At 71.8% G+C, this 18,975-nt stretch carries 15 protein-coding genes and 1 pseudogene; 12 read left to right on the top strand and 4 right to left on the bottom strand.

Going from position 1 to position 18,975, the window contains the following annotated elements:
* The first annotated feature begins 90 nt into the window (after positions 1-90).
* The 7 genes and pseudogenes from QT196_RS11870 (at position 91) to QT196_RS11840 (ending at position 5,756) form a co-directional block, all read left to right on the top strand.
* Positions 91-762, top strand: coding sequence for a FadR/GntR family transcriptional regulator (locus QT196_RS11870; RefSeq protein WP_190145466.1), 672 nt, complete (start codon positions 91-93; stop codon positions 760-762).
* 201 nt (positions 763-963) lie between these two features.
* Positions 964-1,206 (top strand): annotated as a pseudogene (locus QT196_RS11865) (sialidase family protein); the annotation flags it as partial.
* A gap of 138 nt (positions 1,207-1,344) precedes the next feature.
* Positions 1,345-2,670, top strand: coding sequence for an extracellular solute-binding protein (locus QT196_RS11860; RefSeq protein ID WP_266731441.1), 1,326 nt, complete (start codon positions 1,345-1,347; stop codon positions 2,668-2,670).
* Complete coding sequence (locus tag QT196_RS11855) at positions 2,667-3,668, top strand: sugar ABC transporter permease (RefSeq protein WP_290354870.1); 1,002 nt, start codon at positions 2,667-2,669, stop codon at positions 3,666-3,668. Before QT196_RS11860 ends, QT196_RS11855 begins: the two co-directional genes overlap by 4 nt.
* Positions 3,665-4,513, top strand: coding sequence for a carbohydrate ABC transporter permease (locus tag QT196_RS11850; protein ID WP_168478822.1), 849 nt, complete (start codon positions 3,665-3,667; stop codon positions 4,511-4,513). The genes QT196_RS11855 and QT196_RS11850 overlap by 4 nt, the downstream gene beginning before the upstream one ends.
* 124 nt (positions 4,514-4,637) lie before the next feature.
* Positions 4,638-5,369: an NADPH-dependent F420 reductase gene (gene npdG, locus QT196_RS11845; RefSeq protein ID WP_168478821.1), complete on the top strand. Its 732-nt coding sequence runs from the start codon at positions 4,638-4,640 to the stop codon at positions 5,367-5,369.
* Between the two features lie 177 nt (positions 5,370-5,546).
* A complete protein-coding gene (locus tag QT196_RS11840) occupies positions 5,547-5,756 on the top strand; it encodes a hypothetical protein (protein WP_168478820.1) in 210 nt (69 codons plus the stop codon).
* 142 nt (positions 5,757-5,898) lie between these two features.
* On the opposite strand, the gene QT196_RS11835 is transcribed toward QT196_RS11840, so the two are convergent.
* A complete protein-coding gene (locus QT196_RS11835; protein ID WP_168478819.1) occupies positions 5,899-6,705 on the bottom strand; it encodes a site-2 protease family protein in 807 nt (268 codons plus the stop codon).
* 172 nt (positions 6,706-6,877) lie between these two features.
* On the opposite strand from QT196_RS11835, the gene QT196_RS11830 reads away from it, so the two are divergent.
* On the top strand, positions 6,878-10,432 hold the full coding sequence (locus QT196_RS11830) for a BTAD domain-containing putative transcriptional regulator (RefSeq protein WP_290354869.1): 3,555 nt from the start codon (positions 6,878-6,880) through the stop codon (positions 10,430-10,432).
* A gap of 51 nt (positions 10,433-10,483) precedes the next feature.
* On the opposite strand, the gene QT196_RS11825 is transcribed toward QT196_RS11830, so the two are convergent.
* The 3 genes from QT196_RS11825 to panB form a co-directional block, all read right to left on the bottom strand.
* Positions 10,484-11,314 (bottom strand): ABC transporter permease, encoded by an 831-nt coding sequence (locus QT196_RS11825; RefSeq protein WP_168478818.1) that lies wholly within the window; start codon positions 11,312-11,314, stop codon positions 10,484-10,486.
* The gene (locus tag QT196_RS11820) at positions 11,311-12,339 is read right to left on the bottom strand and encodes an ATP-binding cassette domain-containing protein (RefSeq protein WP_168478817.1); all 1,029 of its coding nucleotides are present in this window, start codon (positions 12,337-12,339) and stop codon (positions 11,311-11,313) included. The genes QT196_RS11825 and QT196_RS11820 overlap by 4 nt, the downstream gene beginning before the upstream one ends.
* A 575-nt stretch (positions 12,340-12,914) precedes the next feature.
* Complete coding sequence (gene panB, locus QT196_RS11815; RefSeq protein WP_168478816.1) at positions 12,915-13,775, bottom strand: 3-methyl-2-oxobutanoate hydroxymethyltransferase; 861 nt, start codon at positions 13,773-13,775, stop codon at positions 12,915-12,917.
* A 192-nt stretch (positions 13,776-13,967) separates the two neighbouring features.
* Here panB and QT196_RS11810 point away from each other — a divergent pair, with 192 nt between their 5' ends.
* The 4 genes from QT196_RS11810 to QT196_RS11795 all read left to right on the top strand — a co-directional run bounded on the left by QT196_RS11810 (position 13,968) and on the right by QT196_RS11795 (position 18,945).
* Positions 13,968-15,587 carry an MFS transporter gene (locus QT196_RS11810; RefSeq protein WP_168478815.1) on the top strand — a complete coding sequence of 540 codons (1,620 nt, stop codon included), beginning with the start codon at positions 13,968-13,970 and terminating at the stop codon, positions 15,585-15,587.
* Complete coding sequence (locus QT196_RS11805; RefSeq protein WP_266730545.1) at positions 15,584-16,243, top strand: TetR/AcrR family transcriptional regulator; 660 nt, start codon at positions 15,584-15,586, stop codon at positions 16,241-16,243. Before QT196_RS11810 ends, QT196_RS11805 begins: the two co-directional genes overlap by 4 nt.
* A gap of 284 nt (positions 16,244-16,527) precedes the next feature.
* The gene (locus tag QT196_RS11800) at positions 16,528-17,547 is read left to right on the top strand and encodes an endonuclease/exonuclease/phosphatase family protein (RefSeq protein WP_168478814.1); all 1,020 of its coding nucleotides are present in this window, start codon (positions 16,528-16,530) and stop codon (positions 17,545-17,547) included.
* Positions 17,548-17,709: 162 nt separating this feature from the next.
* Entirely contained in the window at positions 17,710-18,945 is a 1,236-nt protein-coding gene (locus QT196_RS11795; RefSeq protein WP_266730543.1) for an MFS transporter, read from the top strand.
* The last annotated feature ends 30 nt before the right edge of the window (positions 18,946-18,975 follow it).

The raw sequence follows: 18,975 nt of genomic DNA, 5'->3' as shown, positions 1-18,975 counted from the left end.
AGGATGAGCGGTCACGGCGGGGCCGGTGGCGGAGGGCCGGCGGCACTGCAGACGCGGGAGCGGAGAGGGAGATTCATGGCGCGAGGGACGATGTCCGAGGATGTGCAGGCCCAGATCAAGCAGCTGATCCTGAACGGCCGGCTGACGCCGGGGGATCCGCTGCCCACCGAGGCCGAGCTGGTCGCCCTGCTCGACGTCAGCCGCAACTCGGTGCGCGAGGCGCTCAAGGCCCTCCAGGCCATGCGCATCGTGGAGATCCGGCACGGCTTCGGCACCTATGTCGGCCCGCTCACCCTGGAGCCGTTCGTCGAGGGCGTCGCCTTCCGTGCCGCGGTCCGCCACCACCAGGGCGAGTCGAGCCTGTACGAGCTGATGGAGGTCCGCGAGGCGCTGGAGGCGGGCCTGATCGGCGCCGTCGCCCGGAATCTGCCCGCCGAGGATCTCGCCGTCCTCAAGGGGCTGGTGCAGCGGATGGCGGAGGAGGCGCGCGGCGGGCAGGTGCAGAGCGCCACCGACCGGGCCTTCCATCTCGCCCTGTACCGCTCGCTGGGCAACCATCTGCTGAGCGAGGTGCTGGACGCGTTCTGGGCGGCGCTGCGCCGGGTGCGGGAGGATCTCTCCGACGACCGGCCCGACCCGCTGGTGACCCATCGTCAGCACCAGGAGATCGTGGACGCGCTGGAGGCGGGCGACGGCGACCGCGCCGTCAAGGCCATACACCGGCACTTCGACGGCATCCGGCGGCGGCTGTCCGAACAGTGACGTAGCGGCGTGCGGCGGTGCGCGGTCAGGGCACCGGTGCGGCGTCGGCCGATCCCGTTCACCGGGATGTCACCCGGTGGCGGTGCGCCCGTTGCGAACCAAAACGGCGTCATGTGGGCCGTCTTGACGGCCAGTTGGGCACTCCCTATGGTCACCGCAGGACGAGGGACATCCTACGTCCTTGCCCATTGGGGGTGACCCATGGCGTACGAGAGATCGGTGCCGTACCGGGCCGGGACCGAGGGGTACACCAGCTTCCGGATCCCCGCCGTGGTCCGGGCGCGCTCCGGGGACCTCCTTGCCTTCGCCGAGGGCCGGGTCTCCTCGGCCGCCGACTCCGGCACCATCCACTTCGTCCTCAAACGGTACGCGGACGGCGGCCGTACCTGGGGCCCCCTCCAGGTCGTCGCCCGCAACGGCACCGGCACCGCGGGCAACCCCGCACACCGTCACCGGGCTCCCGGCCGCCTGCTCCGACCTCGTCCGCCTCGACCGCGACAGCGTCGGACTGCTCTACGAGACGGGCGACGTCAGCGCCTACTCGACGATCACCTTCCGCCGCATCCCCGTGGAGGAGCCGACATGACCAGCAACCCCCTGCACCGCAGAACGGTCCTGGGCGGGGCGGCCGCCCTCGCCGCCGGCTTCGCGCTCGCCGGCTGCGGCGACGACGCCGACGGCCGGGCGCCCGAGGAGCGCAAGAAGGGCCAGCGGATCAGCCTGACCTTCTGGTCCTGGGTGCCGGGCATCGACAAGCCCGTCGACCTGTGGAACCGCAAGAACCCGGAGGTCCAGGTCGAGGTCGAGAAGGTGTCGGCCGTCAACGGCCAGCAGTACGCGAAGATGCACGCCGCCATCAAGGCCGGCAACCCGCCCGACCTCGGCCAGATCGAATTCCCGGTCGTCCCCAGCTTCCTCCTCGACAACGGGCTGCTGGACCTCGCCCCGCTCGGCGCCGCCCGCCACAAGGGCAAGTTCTCCGGCTGGCAGTGGCAGCAGTCCGTCTTCGGCAAGAGCCTCTACGCCATCCCGCAGGCGTCCGGGCCGATGGGCCTGTTCCTGCGCCAGGACCTCTTCGACAAGTGGGACGTGCCGACCCCGCGGACCTGGGACGAGTACGAGACCGCCGCCAAGGCCGTCCGCCGGAAGGGCGCCTGGATCGAGACCTTCGCGCCCACCAACGGCAACCGCTTCGCCGGCCTCGCCTGGCAGGCCGGCGCCAAGTGGTACGGGACGCACGGCGACACCTGGATCGTGCACCTCGACGACGAACCCACCCGCCGGGTCGCCGACTACTGGGAGTCCCTGGTCCGGCAGAAGCTCGTCAAGACCATCCCGGACCGGCAGAACGCCTGGTACAAGGATCTGCAAACCGGCGCCATCCCGGCCTGGGTGGGCGCCAGTTGGGGCGACGCCCTGCTGGTCGGCAACGCGCCCGGCACCAAGGGCAAGTGGCGGGCCGCACCGCTGCCCCAGTGGAAGGCGGGCGAGCAGGCCTTCGCCAACTGGGGCGGCTCCACCACCGCCGTCTTCGCCAAGGCCCGCTATCCCAAGGACGCCCTGGACTTCGCCGTCTGGCTCAACACCGACCCGGAGTCGATCAAGCTGCTGATCGACGGCGGCTACGGCTTCCCCAGCGCCAAGAACGGCTACGCCACCACCGACCTCGACGTCGACAAGGACTTCTTCGGCGGCCAGGCGTACAGCAAGGTCTTCGCGGACGCCGGTGCGCATGTCGACACCAGCTGGCGGTGGGGACCCGGCGTGGACACCCTCTACCAGCGGCTCGGCGACGCCTTCACCGACGCGCTCGCCGACGGCAGCTCCTTCCGCGCGGTCCTGACCAAGGTGCAGCGCCAGACCCTCGCCGACCTCAAGGGCAAGGGTCTGAAGGTGGCGAGCGGATGAGCCGGGAGGTGCTGAGCCGGGACACCCCGAGCCGGCCGGCGGCGGCGACCTCGCGGCGGGCCCGCCGGAACCGCCGCGGCCCCCGGCGCCGCGCCTCCCGCAGCGAGGCCCGCAACGCCCGCGCCGCGGCCGCGTTCACGCTGCCCTTCTTCGCCCTCTTCGGCCTCTGCTTCCTCGCCCCGATCGGCTACGCCCTCCACCAGAGCCTGTTCACGACCGAACGGACCGGTCCGCTCGGCCTCGGCGGCCAGGAGCGCGAGGTGTTCGCGGGCCTCGCCAACTACGCGCACGCGCTCGACGACGACCGGTTCCTGACCGGCTTCGGCCGGGTGCTGCTCTTCGGCGCCGTGCAGATCCCGCTGATGATCGCGCTCGCCACCGCCCTGGCCCTGCTGCTGGAGAGCGCGAGCGCCCGCGTCGTCCCCTTCTTCCGCAGCGCCTTCTTCCTGCCGTACGGCGTGCCCGGTGTGATCGCCTCGATCCTGTGGGGCTTCCTGTACGTCCCGGGCATCAGCCCGCTGGTGAAGATCGCCGGCGCCGTGGGCTGGGACCTCGACTTCCTCTCCCGCGGCACCGTCCTGTGGTCCATCGCCAACATCGTCACCTGGCAGTTCACCGGCTACAACATGCTGGTGCTGATCGCCCAGCTCAAGGCGGTACCGGGGGAGTTGTACGAGGCCGCCCGGATCGACGGGGCGAATGCCTGGCAGGTCGCCCGGCACATCAAACTCCCGCTGATCCGGCCGGCACTGGTCCTCACCGGTGTCTTCAGCATCATCGGCACCCTCCAGCTCTTCGCCGAACCCATGGTGCTGCGCCCGCTGGCCTCCGCCATCGACTCCGGCTTCACCCCCAACCTGCACGCCTACAGCGAGGCGTTCGTCGGCAACAACCAGCACGCCGCGGCGGCCGAGGCGGTCCTGCTCGCGCTGGTGGCGTGCGTACTGTCCTTCGGCTTTCTGCGGCTGGTCGGCGGACGCGCGAAGGAGCACGGATGACCCGGCCCCCGGTCCGCTACCGGATCATCACCGCCTCCCTGCTGACCGTCGCCGCGCTCTACTTCCTCGTCCCCGTCTACTGGCTGGCCGTCTCCGCCACCAAGAACAGCGCCGACCTCTTCGGCACCTTCGGCTTCTGGTTCTCCAACCATCCGCGCCCCGTCGAGTACCTCGTCGACGTCCTCACCTACGACCACGGCACCTACGCCCGCTGGTTCGCCAACTCCCTCTTCTACGCCGGGGCCGGCGCGGTCTGCGCCACCCTGCTGTCCGCCGCGGCCGGCTATGCGCTGGCGAAGTTCCCGTTCCGCGGCCGGGAGGCGTTGTTCAACGTGGTGCTCGCCGGGGTGCTGATCCCCGGCACGGCACTGGCCCTGCCGCTCTACTTCCTCTTCAGCGCGATCGGACTGGCCAACACCTACTGGGCGGTGCTGATCCCCAGCATGGTCAGCCCGTTCGGCGTCTATCTGTGCCGGATCTACGCGGCCGCCGCGGTCCCCGACTCGCTGCTGGAGGCGGCCCGGCTCGACGGCGCGGGCGAGGCCCGGATCTTCGGCGGGCTCGGGCTGCGGCTGATGACCCCCGCGCTGGTCACCGTCTTCCTCTTCCAGTTCGTGCACATCTGGAACAACTACTTCCTGCCGCTGGTGATGCTCTCGGACTCCGGCCTCTACCCGATCCAGCTGGGCCTGACCTCCTGGACCGGCTACGCCGACCGCCAACCGGTGCTCTACCAGTACACGGTGGGCGGCGCGTTCCTGTCCGTGGTGCCGCTGATGGTGCTGATGACGGTGCTCCAGCGGTACTGGCGCACAGGGCTGACGGAGGGGAGCGTGAAGGCGTGAGGGGGTGGGGTGAGGGGAGATAGCTGTGCGGGCATGCAGGAGCACAGCGACGGATGACGGTATGGGCCGGATTGCTGTCGAGGGCATGACCGGCCGGCCGCCGGCGCGTGACAGTATCGCTGTCATGACTACTCCTGACGCTTCCTGGTCCCCGAACGCCGCGACCCGTGCGAAGGCCGCCCTGAAGCGCGACCCCTGGGACCTCCCGGACGTCTCCGGTCTGGTGGTCGGCGTCCTCGGCGGCACCGGCGACCAGGGCCGCGGCCTCGCCTACCGGCTGGCCAGGGCCGGCCAGAAGGTGATCATCGGCTCCCGGGCCGCCGAGCGCGCGGAGACCGCCGCCGCGGAGCTCGGCCTGGGCATCGAGGGCGCGGAGAACGCCGACTGCGCCCGGCGCAGCGATGTCGTGATCGTCGCGGTGCCCTGGGAGGGCCATGCCAAGACCCTTCAGGCGCTCCGCGACGAGCTGGACGGCAAGCTCGTCATCGACTGCGTCAACCCGCTCGGCTTCGACAAGAAGGGCGCCTACGCGCTCAAGCCGGAGGAGGGCAGCGCCGCCGAGCAGGCCGCGGCCCTGCTGCCCGGCGCCCGGGTCACCGCCGCGTTCCACCATCTGTCCGCGGTGCTGCTCCAGGACCCCGAGGTCGAGCAGATCGACACCGATGTGATGGTGCTCGGCGAATCCCGCGCCGACACCGATGTGGTGCAGGCGCTGGCCGCCCGTATCCCCGGTATGCGCGGCGTCTTCGCCGGCCGGCTGCGCAACGCCCACCAGGTCGAGTCGCTGGTCGCCAACCTGATCTCGGTCAACCGCCGCTACAAGGCCCACGCGGGGCTGCGGGTCACGGACGTCTGAGGGGGCCCGGTCTCGCTGAGCCGCAGGCTCGCGAAAGCCGTGGGCTCTTCCCCCCCCCACCCCCGAACCCACCCTCCGCCCCCTCCCCCGAAGGGGGAGGAGGGGGAGGGGGCGGGGGGAGCGCCGGCATGGGGGACACTGGGGAGGTCCGACCACTCCCGACAGGAGCCGCCCCCCATGTCCCTCTTGCCCCCGCCCGGCCCGGCCCGGCGACTCGCCCTGATGGCCCTCGCCGTGTGCGTCCTCTCCGTCGCCGCGGCGGTCGTCGCCTTCGTGGAGGGCAGCTTCTTCGGCGTCGTCTGGATCCTGCTGGCGGGCATCTCCAGCAACATGGCGTGGTTCTACCTCCGCAAGGCGAAGATCCAGCGGTCCGGGGCGGCCGGCTGACGTCCGGCGGCCCGTGCCGTCGCCGGGCCGCCGCCAGCAGTCGCAAGCGTCACTCCTGACGCCGAGCTGTCGGCGCCCCGCTGAGCGGCCGGACCAGTCGCCCTGACGCCTGGCCGTCAGTGCTGCCGCCGCCGCCCCGCCGTCAGAACAGGCCGCCGGTCTGCGGGAGCTGCGGTGCGTCCTGCCAGAAGCGGAAGTACTCCTGGCCGATGTAGGTCTCCAGCTGGGAGACGCCGAGCCCGCTCAGGATCGCGTCGACCAGGTCGAAGAACACCCGGTTGACCTCCGGCACCCACAGGAAGACGAAGACCGCCAGCAGCCCGAACGGCGCGAACGGCTCCACCTGCCGCCGTACCTTCCGTGACAGCCAGGGTTCGAGCACGCCGTAGCCGTCCAGCCCCGGCACCGGCAGGAAGTTCAAGATCGCCGCGGTCACCTGGAGCAGGGCCAGGAAGGCCAGCGCGTAGCGGAACACGGCCGGTACGCCCGACAGTGCGTGCAGCCAGAACGGTGCCGTGCACACCGCCGCGAACAGGATGTTCGTCAGCGGCCCGGCCGCCGAGATCAGGCTGTGCCGCCAGCGCCCCTTGATCCGGCCGCGCTCGATGAACACCGCACCGCCCGGCAGGCCGATCCCGCCCATGATCACGAAGATCACCGGCAGCACGATGCTCAGGAGTGCATGGGTGTATTTCAGCGGGTTCAGGGTGAGGTAGCCCTTCGCCTCCACCGAGATGTCGCCGCTGTGCAGCGCGGTGCGCGCGTGGGCGTACTCGTGCAGACACAGCGAGACCACCCAGCCGGACACCACGAAGGAGAACACCGCGACACCGGTGTAGTCCCCGAGCGCCCCGCTCCACACGGCCCACCCCGACACCGCCATGACGGCGGCAAGCGCGAGGAAGACCGGGCTGACGCGACGGTCCGCGCGCCGGATTGCTGTGGTCATGGTGCGGGCTCCCGGGTTCTGGTGAGGGGCAGCCACGACCGTAACCGCGGCGGGGCGCGCGGCGCACGGTCCCCGCGGAACTGCTGCGTCCGCGGGCCCCTCCTCCCGGTCCCCGTGCCCCGAAATCGAAAGGCGATACCTGCCGGCTTCCGCCTTGCACGACAATGGGCCGGTGCATTACGGAATTCTCGGCACCACCCAGGCAGGACGGGCCGACGGCACCCCCGTCGCCCTCGGTGGCGCACGCCTGCGTGCGCTGCTCGCCGCCCTCGCGCTGCGACCCGGCCGGGCGCTGTCCCCGGAGCTGCTGATCGGCGACATCTGGGGTGCGGACCCGCCCGCCGACGCGGCCGGTGCGCTCCAGGCACTGGTCGGCCGGCTGCGCCGCGCCCTGGGCCATGCCGAGATCGCTTCGGTCGACGGCGGCTACCGGCTGTGCGCCGAGCCCGACGCCATCGATCTGCACCGCTTCGAACGGCTCGCGGCGGAGGGCGGCCGGGCGCTGGCCGACGCGGATCCGGCCCGGGCCGCCGCCCTGCTCGATGACGCCCTGGCGCTCTGGCGCGGCCCGGTCCTCGCCGATCTCCCGGACGCGGGCGTCGAGGTGGCCCGTGCCGAGCGCCGCCGGCTGGACGCCCAGTGCACCCGCCTCGCCGCCGACCTCGCCCTCGGCCGGGCCGCCCAGGCGCTGCCCACCCTCCTCGCGCTGTGCGCGGACCACCCCCTCGACGAGCCCCTCCAGGCCCTGCGGCTGCACGCCCTGCGCGCCGCCGGCCGCACCGCGGAGGCACTGGCGGCCTACGAGGAGATACGCATCGGCCTCGCCGACCGCCTCGGCGCGGACCCGGGCCCGGAACTGCGCACCCTGCACGCGGAGCTGCTCCGGCCCCCGCCATCGCATCCGCCGACGAACCCTCCGCCGCCGCTGATACCCGGCGGTCCGGCCACCGCACCCACCGGCCATGCCCTGAACGGCGCGGGCCTCGGCACGGCGTACGGCACGACTACGTCGTACGGCACGAGCACGTCGTACGCCACCGGCACCGGCACCGCGTACGGCATCGGAACCCCCCAACCCGGGCCCAACGGCACCGGGAACCACAGCACCGGGCCCCACAACACTGGAAACCACCTCACCGGGAACCACGAGCCCCAACCCCACTCCCACCCCCGCCCCGGCAACCTCCGGCCCCGGCTCACCTCCTTCGTCGGGCGGGACGCCGATCTGGCGGCGATCCGTGAGGGTCTGGCCGCGCACCGGCTGGTGACGCTGCTGGGCCCCGGTGGGGCTGGGAAGACCCGGCTGTCGCAGGAGGGGGCCGAGACCGCCGCGGCCGCCTCGCCGGAGGCCTGGCCGCACGGCGTTTGGCTGGCCGAGCTGGCGCCGGTGGACGATCCGCAGACCGTGCCCGAGGCGGTGCTGACCGCGCTCGGCGCCCGCGAGACCGTGGTCCGCGGCACCACCGCGGAGGGTCTGCGCGCCGCCGCCGACCCGACGGCGCTGGACCCGCTCGCCCGGCTCGCCGAGCACTGCGCGGGACGCCGGATGCTGCTGGTCCTCGACAACTGTGAGCATGTGATCGACGCCGCGGCCGGGCTCGCCGAGCGGCTGCTGGCCGACTGCCCCGGGGTGACGGTGCTGGCCACCAGCCGGGAGCCGCTGGCCGTACCGGGCGAGGTGCTGCGGCCGGTCGAGCCGCTGCCCGACCCGGTCGCGCTGCGGCTGCTCGCCGACCGCGGGGCCGCCGCCCGCCCAGGCTTCCGGATCGAGGACGACCCGGCGGCCTGCGCCGAGATCTGCCGCCGGCTGGACGGGCTGCCGCTCGCCATTGAACTCGCCGCCGCCCGGCTGCGGTTGCTCTCGCCGCGGCAGCTGGCCGACCGCCTCGACGACCGATTCCGGCTGCTGACCAGCGGCAGCCGGACGTTGCTGCCCCGCCAGCAGACGCTGCGTGCCGTCGTGGACTGGTCCTGGGAACTGACCGATGAGCCCGAACGGGCCGTGCTGCGGCGGCTGTCCGTCTTTGCCGGCGGGTGTGATCTGGCCGCCGCGGAGGAGGTGTGCGCGGGTGACGGGGTCGACGGACGCGAGGTGGCCGGGCTGCTCGGCTCGCTGATCGACAAGTCGCTGGTGGTGGCGGCGCCGGCCGGTGAGAAGGACAGTGTCGGCGGGGAGATGCGCTACCGGCTGCTGGAGACGGTGGGGGAGTACGCCGGGGAGCGGCTGGACGAGGCGGGGGAGCGCGCCGGTGCCGAGCGCCGCCACCTCGTCGCCTACCGCGAACTGGCCCGTACCACCGACCCGTTGCTGCGCGGGCCCGGCCAGCGCGCCGGTATGGAGCGGCTGGAGCTGGAGCACGACAATCTGCGCACCGCGCTGCGCCGCGCCCTGGCCGCCGGGGACGAGCACGAGGCGCTGTGCCTGGTGCTGTCCCTCCAGTGGTTCTGGTCGCTGCGGGATCACCGCAGCGATGCCCGGCACTGGGCGACCGCGGCCGCAGCCCTCGGCCCCAACCCCTTTGCCACGCCTGCCGAACCCGCACCCGACCTGCACGAGAGCCCCATCGACGGACCGCCCCCGATGGCTCCCGAGCAGCTGCTGGAGGCCCGCCGTGAGGTCCGGCTGGTCGCGCTCGCCAGCCGGGACAGCGACATCGAGGCGCTGCGCGATCCCGAGGCGCAGGAGGACCTGGCCGGGATGCTCACCGCCTACCGCCCCGGCATGCCGCAGACCTGCAAGGTGCCCGGCGCGATGTGGTTCTACGCGGTGGTGATCACCGGGCGGGTCGACGAACTGGCGGCGCTGGTCGACGGCGCGGTGCGGGCCTGCCGCGACTTCGGCTACGAGTGGGAGCTGGCCTACATCCTCCAGCTGCGCTCCAAGGTCTTCAACGACCATCCCGGTGGGCTGGCTCAGGCGGCCCGTGACGCCGACGAGGCGCTGCGGCTGTTCCTGCGGATCGGCGACGCCTGGGGCGCGGCCGAGGCGCTGTCGGGGCGCGCCGAGAGCCATGAGAGGCGAGGTGCGTACGGGGCGGCGGCGGACGACTACCGGGCGGCGATGGTGCATGCCGAGGACCTGGGCGCACACGGCCAGATCCTGCTGCTGCGCTGCCGGCTGGGCGGTGTGCTGATCGAGGACGGCCAGGCGGAGGCCGGTGAGCGGATGCTGCGCGAGGTGCTGGCCGACGCCGCGAAGGGCAACAGCGGCCGGGACACCGAGCCGTTCGCGCGGCTGACCCTCGCGACGTGGCTGACGGCGACGGGGCGCTTTCAGGAGGCGCGGGCCGAACTCCGGCGCGTCCATGAGCTGTTCAGCCCGCGCGCCCCCGACCTGTTCGCCGGGATGCTTCAGGCTCTGGTGATCTCGCTGGATGTGGACGAGGGGCACCGGGAGGGACTGCTGCCGAGGTTCCGGCAGTCCATGGAGCTGATGCAGGACTCCATGGCGCAGATGGTCGCGCCGGACCTTCCGGTGGTGCAACTCCTCACCGGCGCACGGGTGTTGATGGCCGAGCGCGGCGATGCGGGAGGTGGGGACGCGGCGCGTCTGGTGGGTGCGTACGACGCGCTGCGGGCGGACGGCCAGGTGCCGCCGCAGATCATCCGCCGGGACCGGGCCCGGACCGAGGCGGCGGCGCGGGCACTGCTGGGCGATACGGCGTATGCCCGGGCGTACGCCGAAGGCGGTGGCCTCTCCCTCAGGGAGGCCACCGCTCTCATCTGACGCGAGCCGGGCGAAGGCCGTCCCGCGGGGAGGTCCCCCGCGGGACGCGCGTCAGGTCTTCGTGCGGAACTTCCGTACCGCGAGCGGCATGGTGACCGCCGTGATGGCGACCGCCCAGCCGAGCGTGACCAGCGTCGGGTGCGCCACCGCGCCCTCGCCGTTGACCAGCGCACGGGCCGCGTCCGCCAGGTTGGAGACCGGATTGACCTGGGTGAAGCCCTCCAGCCAGCCGGGCATCGACGTCGGCGGCGCGAAGATCGACGAGCCGAACTGGAGCGGCATCAGCACCACCATCGCCATGCCCTGGACCGCTTGCGGGGTCTTCACGGCGAGCCCCAGCAGAATGAAGATCCACATCAGGGCCGCACCGAAGACCGTGGACAGCGCGATCGCCCCGGCGAACTCCACCATGCTGCCCCGGATTTCCAGGCCCAGCAGAAAGCCCATGCCGAGCAGGATCGCGGTGGCGACCAGCATCCGGCCGATCTCGACGACGATCTTGGCTATCAGGACCGAGGACCGGGCGATGGGCATCGTCCGGAAACGGTCCATCACCCCCTTGCGGAAGTCCTCGTTGACGCCCGTGCCCACCGCCATGGCGATGTTCATGCCCATCATCGCCATCATGCCGGGCACCAGGCGCTGGATGTATTCGTGCTGGTTGTCCTTGCCGGCGATGGCGCCACCGAAGACGTAGGTGAACAGCAGGATGAAAATGATCGGCATCAGCAGGACGTCGAACATCGACTCCGGGTCCTGCTTGATCTGGAGGGCGTTGCGGCGCACCAGGGCGCCGATGTGCCGCAGATTGGCGCGGAGCCCGATCCGCCCCTCATCGGCGCCGGGCTTGGCGAGCGGCGCCGTCATCGTCGCGGCACTCATGCCGACACCCCCGCGTACTGCTGGTCCATGTCGTCCTCGGATATGTCGGCCCGGGAGGTCTTCTGGCCGGTGATGGCCAGGAACACCTCGTCCAGGCTGGGCAGATGGGTGCTGATCCCGGCGAGCGTGAAGCCCTGCCGGCTGAGCAGACCGACCACCTCGGTCAGCTGCTCATCGCTGATGATCGGCACGTTGACCACGCCCCCGTGGTGGTCAGCGGTGGCACCCGCGATGCCGTCCAGTCCGGCCTGCTCGATGGCGGTGACCATCCGGCCCAGCTCGTTCTCGTCCGACGGCTGGATCTGCAGCGTCCGCCCGCCGACCTTCGCCTTCAGCTCGTCGACCCGGCCCTCGGCGATCACCTGGCCGCGGTCGATCACCGTCAGCTCGTTCGCCAGCTGCTCGGCCTCTTCCATGTACTGGGTGGTCAGCAGCACCGTCGCGCCCTCGCGCACCATCCGCTGGACCTCCTCCCACACCTCGTTACGGGTACGGGGGTCCAGACCGGTGGTCGGCTCGTCCAGGAAGAGCACCGCCGGCTGGCCGATCATCGAAGCCGCCAGGTCGAGCCGGCGGCGCATACCGCCGGAGTACTTCGCGGCGGGCCGCTTGGCGGCATCGGTCAGCGAGAACCGCTCCAGCATCTCGTCCGCGCGCCGGCGGGCGTCCTTGCGGGACAGATCGAGCAGCCGCCCGATCATGTAGAGGTTCTCCCAGCCGGAGAGCTTCTCGTCGACCGAGGCGTACTGCCCGGTCAGGCCGATCGTGCGGCGCAGCGCGCGCGGCTGGCGCACCACATCGAACCCGGCCACCACCGCGCGGCCGGCGTCCGGCACCACGAGGGTGGACAGGCAGCGCACCAGCGTCGTCTTCCCGGCACCGTTGGGGCCGAGCACCCCGAGCACGGTGCCTTCCTTCACGTTCAGGTCCACCCCGTCAACGGCCTTCACCGCGCCGAAGTGCTTGACCAGCCCGCGCACCTCCACGGCGTTGCCGCCCTTGGTGGATATCGTCTGTCGCGTCATGCGCTTAAAGGTGCCAGCCGCTACCGACAACGCACCTACATGTCTCCGACAGGGGGCTTCCCACGTTTTCGGCTTTCCCGCCGTGTGGGACCTCGCCGTTTGTGGCCCGCTTCGCGGTGCCCCCGCCGGTCCGCTGCGCTTTGCCTCTCGCCGTTGCGCCTGGCGGCGGGCGGGTCCGCTGCGCGGGGCTGTCGGGGTGCGGTGACGGGTCTGCGCGGGTGGGGGTTTCCGGACTGCTTCGCTTTACGTCCGGAAACCCCCACCCGCTCCGACCCGCCCCTCCCGTTGAGGGGTGGGAAGAAGGCCGGTGGGGGCGCATGTTGGTGGTTGGGCTTGCCTCGCGGTCGTACCGAAACAGCTAACGGCGGCCCGCCCCCACTCACCGTCACTCACTCCTCCCACGGGAGGGGACGGGCCGGAGGGGCCGGTGTGTGGGACGTAAAGCGAAGCAGTCCCACACACCGGTCCCGGAGGTCCGTCACCGCACCCAACAGCCCCGCGCAGCGGACCCGGCCCGCCGCAGGCGCAACGGCGAGAAACCACCACGGCGGGAAAGCCGAAAACGTGGGGCCGCCTTAGTGGAACGTATGCGCTTCCGCAGGGAAGGAGCCGCCCACGACGTCCTCGGCGAACGCCTTGGCCGCCCCGCCGAGCAGCGCCCGCAGGTCCAGGTACTGCTTGACGAACTTCGGGACGTGGCCGGCGGTCATGCCGGCCATGTCGGTCCACACCAGGACCTGCGCGTCGCAGTCCAGGCCGGCGCCGATGCCGACGGTCGGGATGTAGAGCGAACGGGTGACCTCGGCGGCCAGCTCGGCCGGTACCGCCTCCAGGACGACCGCGAAGGCACCGGCGTCCTGTACCGCCTTGGCGTCGCGCAGCAACTGCTGGGCGGCCTCTTCGCCGCGGCCCTGGACGGGGTAGCCGCCGAAGGCGTTGACGGACTGCGGGGTCAGGCCGACGTGTGCCATGACCGGGATGCCGGAGGAGACGAGCAGTTCCACCTGCTCGGCGGAGCGCTCACCGCCCTCCAGCTTGACGGCGCCCACACCGGCTTCCTTCACCAGCCGGGTGGCGCTGCGCAGCGCCTGCACCGGCCCTTCCTGGTACGCGCCGAACGGCAGGTCGCCGATGACCAGCGCGCGCTTGGTGCCCCGGACGACCGCCGCGGAGAGCAGGGTGATCTCGTCCATGGTGACCGGCACGGTGGATTCGTAGCCGAGGTGGCAGTTGCCCATCGAGTCGCCGACGAGCAGGACGGGGATCCCGGCCTCGTCGAAGACGGAGGCGGTCATCGCGTCGTAGGCGGTGAGCATCGGCCACTTCTCGCCGCGCTCCTTGGCTGCGGCGATATCGCGGACGGTGACCCGGCGCGATCCGGTGCCTCCGTAGAGCGACTTGTCGACCGGCTTCTGGGCAGGCGAAAGCTGCGTCATGGTGACGGCTCCTGTTCATCATCTCGAGGCACCCTGACGGTGTCCCCGGACTCCCCTCCATGCTGGCACGGCCCGCGCGCAAAGGAAAAGGGAGCGGGCGCAAGCCGGTCCGTTCACCCGGAGGAGGGGACGCGCCCGCAGTCGGCTTCAATACGGAACGGGTCCGTATCGGAAGCCCGTATCGTGCCCGGCATGGCCACCTCACCCCCCGCCCCGGACGCACCGCCGGCCCGCCAGGTCCCGGACCGCATCCACCGCCGCCGCTGGGCGATCCTGTCCACCCTCATGCTCAGCCTGCTGATCGTGGTGCTGGACAACTCGATCCTCAACGTCGCCATGAAGACGATCGCCACCCCGGCCCCCGCCGGCCTCGGCGCCACGCAGAGCGAGCTGGAGTGGGCGATCAACTCCTACACCCTGGTCTTCGCCGGTCTGCTGTTCACCGCGGGTCTGCTGGGCGACCGTGTCGGCCGCAAGAAAATCCTGCTCTTCGGGCTGGCCGTCTTCGGCGCCGGGTCGGTGCTGGCCGGGGTCTCCGGCTCGCCCGCCGAGCTGATCACCTTCCGGGCCGTGATGGGCCTGGGCGGCGCCTTCGTCATGCCGGCCACCCTCGCCATCCTGATGAACGTCTTCGAACGGGACGAGCAGCCCCGGGCGATCGGTATCTGGGCGGGCGGGGTGGGTATCGCCATCGCGGTCGGCCCGATTGCCGGCGGGCTGCTGCTGGACCACTTCTGGTGGGGCTCGGTCTTCATGATCAATGCGCCGATCGTGCTGCTCTCGCTGATCGCGATGGTGGTCCTGGTGCCCGATTCCAGGGACCCGCACCCCGGCCGGATGGACCCTTTCGGGGTGCTGCTGTCCGTCGTCGGGCTGGTCCTGCTGGTCTACGGAATCATCAAGGGCGGTCAGCTCGCCGACTTCTCCGACCCGCAGGTGATCGGCACGGTCGTCGGCGGACTGGTGGTGCTGACCGTCTTCGTGCTGCACCAGAAGCACAGCAGCCATCCGTCCATCGACATCAGCTACTTCCGCACGCCCGCCTTCTCGGCCGCCATCGCCGCCATCGCGCTGGTCTTCTTCGCGCTGATGGGGGTCTCGTTCTTCGCCGTCTTCTACATCCAGAGCGTGCGCGGCTTCAGCCCGCTCCAGGCCGGGCTGCTGTTCCTGCCGCTGGCCGCCGCCCAGCTGCTGTTCGCGCCGCGGGCCCGGCTCGCCGTGGACCGCTACGGCGCCCGTGCGGTGTGCACCTTCAGCATGCTCGTGGTGGCCGACACCATGCTGGGCCTGCTGCTGCTGAACGAGCACACCCCGATCTGGATCATGGAGGCGCTGCTCTTCCTCCAGGGCGCCGGGATGGCGCACATCATGCCGCCGGCCACCGTCTCGGTCATGCAGTCGCTGCCACGGGAGAAGGCCGGTTCCGCCTCGGCGCTCAACAATGTCTTCCGGCAGGTCGGCGGCACCCTGGGCGTCGCGGTCCTCGGCTCGCTGCTGTCGACGAGCTACCGCGACGGCATCGAGGACACCCTCGACGCGGTGCCGGGGTTGCCGGCCGCCGCCCGGCACGCGGCCGGCGAATCCATCGAGGCGACCCTTGGTCTCGCGGACCGGATGGGCCCGGCCGGCCGGCCGCTGGCCGCCGCGGCCGATGACGCCTTCATCCACGCCATGCATGTCACCGCGCTCGGTTCGGCCGCCGTCGCGCTGGTCGGGGCGCTGGTGAGCGTGTTGTTCCTGCCGGGCAAAATGGGGCCGGCGCCGCAGGCGGCGGAGCCCCTGGAAGAGCGGAAGGCGGGCGCGGAGAGATGAGCCGGGCGGCGGAGGACTCCGAGGGCGCGGCAGCCGGGGGGCGGCCGGGCCCGGCGGTCCCCGCGGGCCGCGGCCGGCCACGCAGCGCCGCCGCCGACTCCGCCATCATCGAGGCCGTACTGCGTCTGATCGAGGACGGGGCCTCCATAGGTGAGTTGTCCATGGAGGGCATCGCCCGCGCGGCGGGCGTCGGCAAGGCCACGGTCTACCGCCGCTGGTCCGGCAAGAGCGCTCTGCTGCTCGATGTGATGCGGTCCCTGGACGTCCCCGGCCCGCCGCCGGGCGGGGACTCGGTGCGCGACGATCTGGTCGCCCTGCTGGAGTTCCTGCGCCGCCGCGGACTCGCCAAGCGCGGCTCGGCGCTGCTGCGCACGCTCGTCAGCCATGTGCAGACGCAGCCGGAGCTGTGGGCGGAATATCACGACACGGTGGTACGGGCCCGCCGTGAGGCGCTGCTCGGGGTGCTGCGGCGCGGGGTCGCGAGCGGTGAGATCCGGGCCGACCGCGATCTGGAGATGCTCGCGGATCTCTTCGTCGGCCCGATGCTGTCCCGTGCGCTCCTCCATGAGTGGAAGGAACTGCCCGAGGGCCTCTCGGCGGATATCGTCGACACGGTGCTGGAAGGCGTACGGCCGACGGCGCATCCGGCGGGCTGAACGCCCCGGCACCCGTGCCGGGTTGAATGCCCCGTCAGCTCCTGTTTGAACGGCCGGGGAACCATTGGTGAACAGGCGCGGGCTTGCTGGGGGAAGACACCCCGAAGCCCCGCCGTATGACCGGATCATGCCCGTTCTGTCACAGCCGAGGTCACAACCCCCGGGGCCGGAACCCGGACCCGTCACGGGGCCGTCCTCACTTCTAAGAAAGCCCATTACGGACCATCGCCTAGGGTCGGAGATCCAGGCGAGGCGCAGCGACGCAAAGTAGCGAGGACAGCGACATGGCGCAGGCATATATGACGGAGCCGGGACAGGGGCACACCCCCGGGCAGGCCGGTTCCCGGGCCGAACGCCTGCGGAACTGGTGGCGCCCCGAGGGCACCTGGCGGCGCGGCCTGGTGCTCGCGGTGCTCGCCCTCCTGCTCGGGCTGCTGATGATTCTGCACGCGGAGGTCCCCAACACCCCCGGAAACTGGGGCAGTCTGCTGGAGACCTTCCTGCCGTGGGTGGGGCTGGGCATCCCGCTGCTGCTCATCGCCGCGGTGCTGCGCCGCTCGGCGAGCGCGCTGGTCGCCCTGGTGCTGCCGGTCTTCGTGTGGGTCAACCTCTTCGGCGGCCAGGTCACCGACAAGGCCGGTGAGGGCGGCAATCTCACCGTCCTCACCCACAACGTCAATGTGGCCAACCCCGATCCGGCGGGCACCGCCAAGGACCTCGTGGCGTCCGGCGCCGATGTGGTGGCCCTGGAGGAGCTGTCCGGCAACGCCCTGTCGACGTACCGTCAGGGGCTGGCGAAGGCGTATCCGTACCACACGATCGAGGGCACGGTCGGTCTGTGGAGCAAGCGTCCGCTGACCGACACCCGGCCGGTGGACACCAAGATGGGGTGGAACCGCGCGCTGCGCGCCACCGTCACCGCCGCCGACGGCCAGCAGGTCGCGGTGTACGTCGCCCACCTGCCGTCGGTGCGGGTCAACGCCGCGAAGGGCTTCACCGCCAACCGGCGCGACGCCAGTGTCGCGGCGCTGGGCGAGGCGATCGCCGCCGACCCGGTGAAGAAGGCCGTACTGCTCGGCGATCTCAACGGCACCATGAACGACCGCTCGCTGGCCCCGGTCACCTCCCAGATGCGCTCCGCCCAGGGCGCCGCGGGTGACGGCTTCGGCTTCAGCTGGCCGGCGGCGTTCCCGATGGCCCGGATCGACCAGATCATGATGAAGGGGATGGACCCGGTCAAGGCCTGGGTGCTGCCCTCGACCGGCAGTGACCACCTTCCGGTCGCGGCGTCGGTGAAGATCTGACGGACAACGGGGCGCGCGGCCGACGGAGAGCGGAAACGGGGTCGTCACGCCCCGTTCTCCGGGGGGAATACTGAGCCTGAGAGACTTTGTTCCGTAAGGGAACTTATCGCTTACGGTCCGCTGTCCGCGTGCCCCCGCACGCAACACCCCGAAAGGTCTTCCATGCCCTTGGCTCTGCTCGCGCTCGCGATCTCGGCCTTCGGTATCGGCACCACGGAGTTCGTGATGATGGGCCTGCTGCCCAACGTCGCGGACGATCTGGGCACCTCGGTGCCCACTGCCGGCTACCTCGTCTCCGCCTACGCCCTCGGCGTCGTCATCGGCGCCCCGCTCCTGACCGCCCTCGGCTCCCGTATCCCGCGCAAGCGGATGCTGGTCTGGCTGATGGCGGTCTTCACGGTCGGCAACCTCGCCTCCGCCCTGGCCCCCACCTTCGGGCTGCTGATCGCCGGCCGGCTGCTGGCCGGTCTGCCGCACGGCGCGTTCTTCGGCGTGGGCGCGGTGGTCGCCGCCCGGCTGGTGCGCGAGGGCCGCCAGGCCCGCGCGGTCGCCACGATGTTCCTCGGGCTGACCATCGCCAACATCATCGGGGTGCCCGCCGCGACCCTCCTGGGCCAGCAGTTCGGCTGGCGCGCCACCTTCCTCATCGTGGCCGCCATCGGCCTGGTCGCGATGGCCGCGCTGGCCCGGCTGATCCCCCCGCTGCCGGCCGACGAGCACACCGGCCTGGGCCGCGAGCTGCGGGCGCTGGGCAACCGCCAGGTGCTGCTCGGCCTGCTCACCACCGTCTTCGGCTTTGCCGGGATCTTCGCCGTCTACAGCTACCTCGCGTCGATGATGACCGAGGTCACCGGCTTCGCGGAGGGCTCGGTCCCGCTGGTCCTGGCCCTCTTCGGCATCGGGATGACCCTCGGCGCGCTGGCCGCGGGCCCGCTCACCGACCGGGCCCTGCGCCCGACCCTGTACGGCTCGCTGGCCGCTCTGGCCCTCGTGCTGACCGCGTTCCACTTCACCGCGCAGGTGAAATGGGCCGCGCTGGCCACGGTCGTCGTCATCGGCGCCGTCGGCTTCATGACCACCACGCCGCTCCAGATGCTGGTCATGAACAAGGCCCAGCAGGCCCCGACCCTGGCCGCCGCCTCCAACCAGTCCGCCTTCAATCTGGCCAACGCCGGCGGCGCCTGGGTCGGCGGCCTGGCCCTGGCGGCCGGCTGGGGCTGGACCTCCCCGACGCTGGTCGGCGCGGTGCTGGCGGCTCTCGGCCTGGCCGTCGCCCTGGTGGCCGGTCTCCTGGACCGCGGCGCCCAGGACCCGTCCCGGATCGTGGCCCGCAGCGGTGAGACGGAGACGGAGCCTGCCAGCGGCGCGGCGGTGAAGGCCGGGGGCCGCGTCGGCTGACCGCGCACGGGCGCCCGGCCGGGGCGGGTC

It is taken from the genome of Streptomyces sp. P9-2B-2, from assembly GCF_030406865.1.
GTDB classification, from domain to species: domain Bacteria; phylum Actinomycetota; class Actinomycetes; order Streptomycetales; family Streptomycetaceae; genus Streptomyces; species Streptomyces platensis.
The sequence above is the reverse complement of the archived record's forward strand: the minus strand, read 5'-3'. Positions and strand labels throughout refer to the sequence as shown.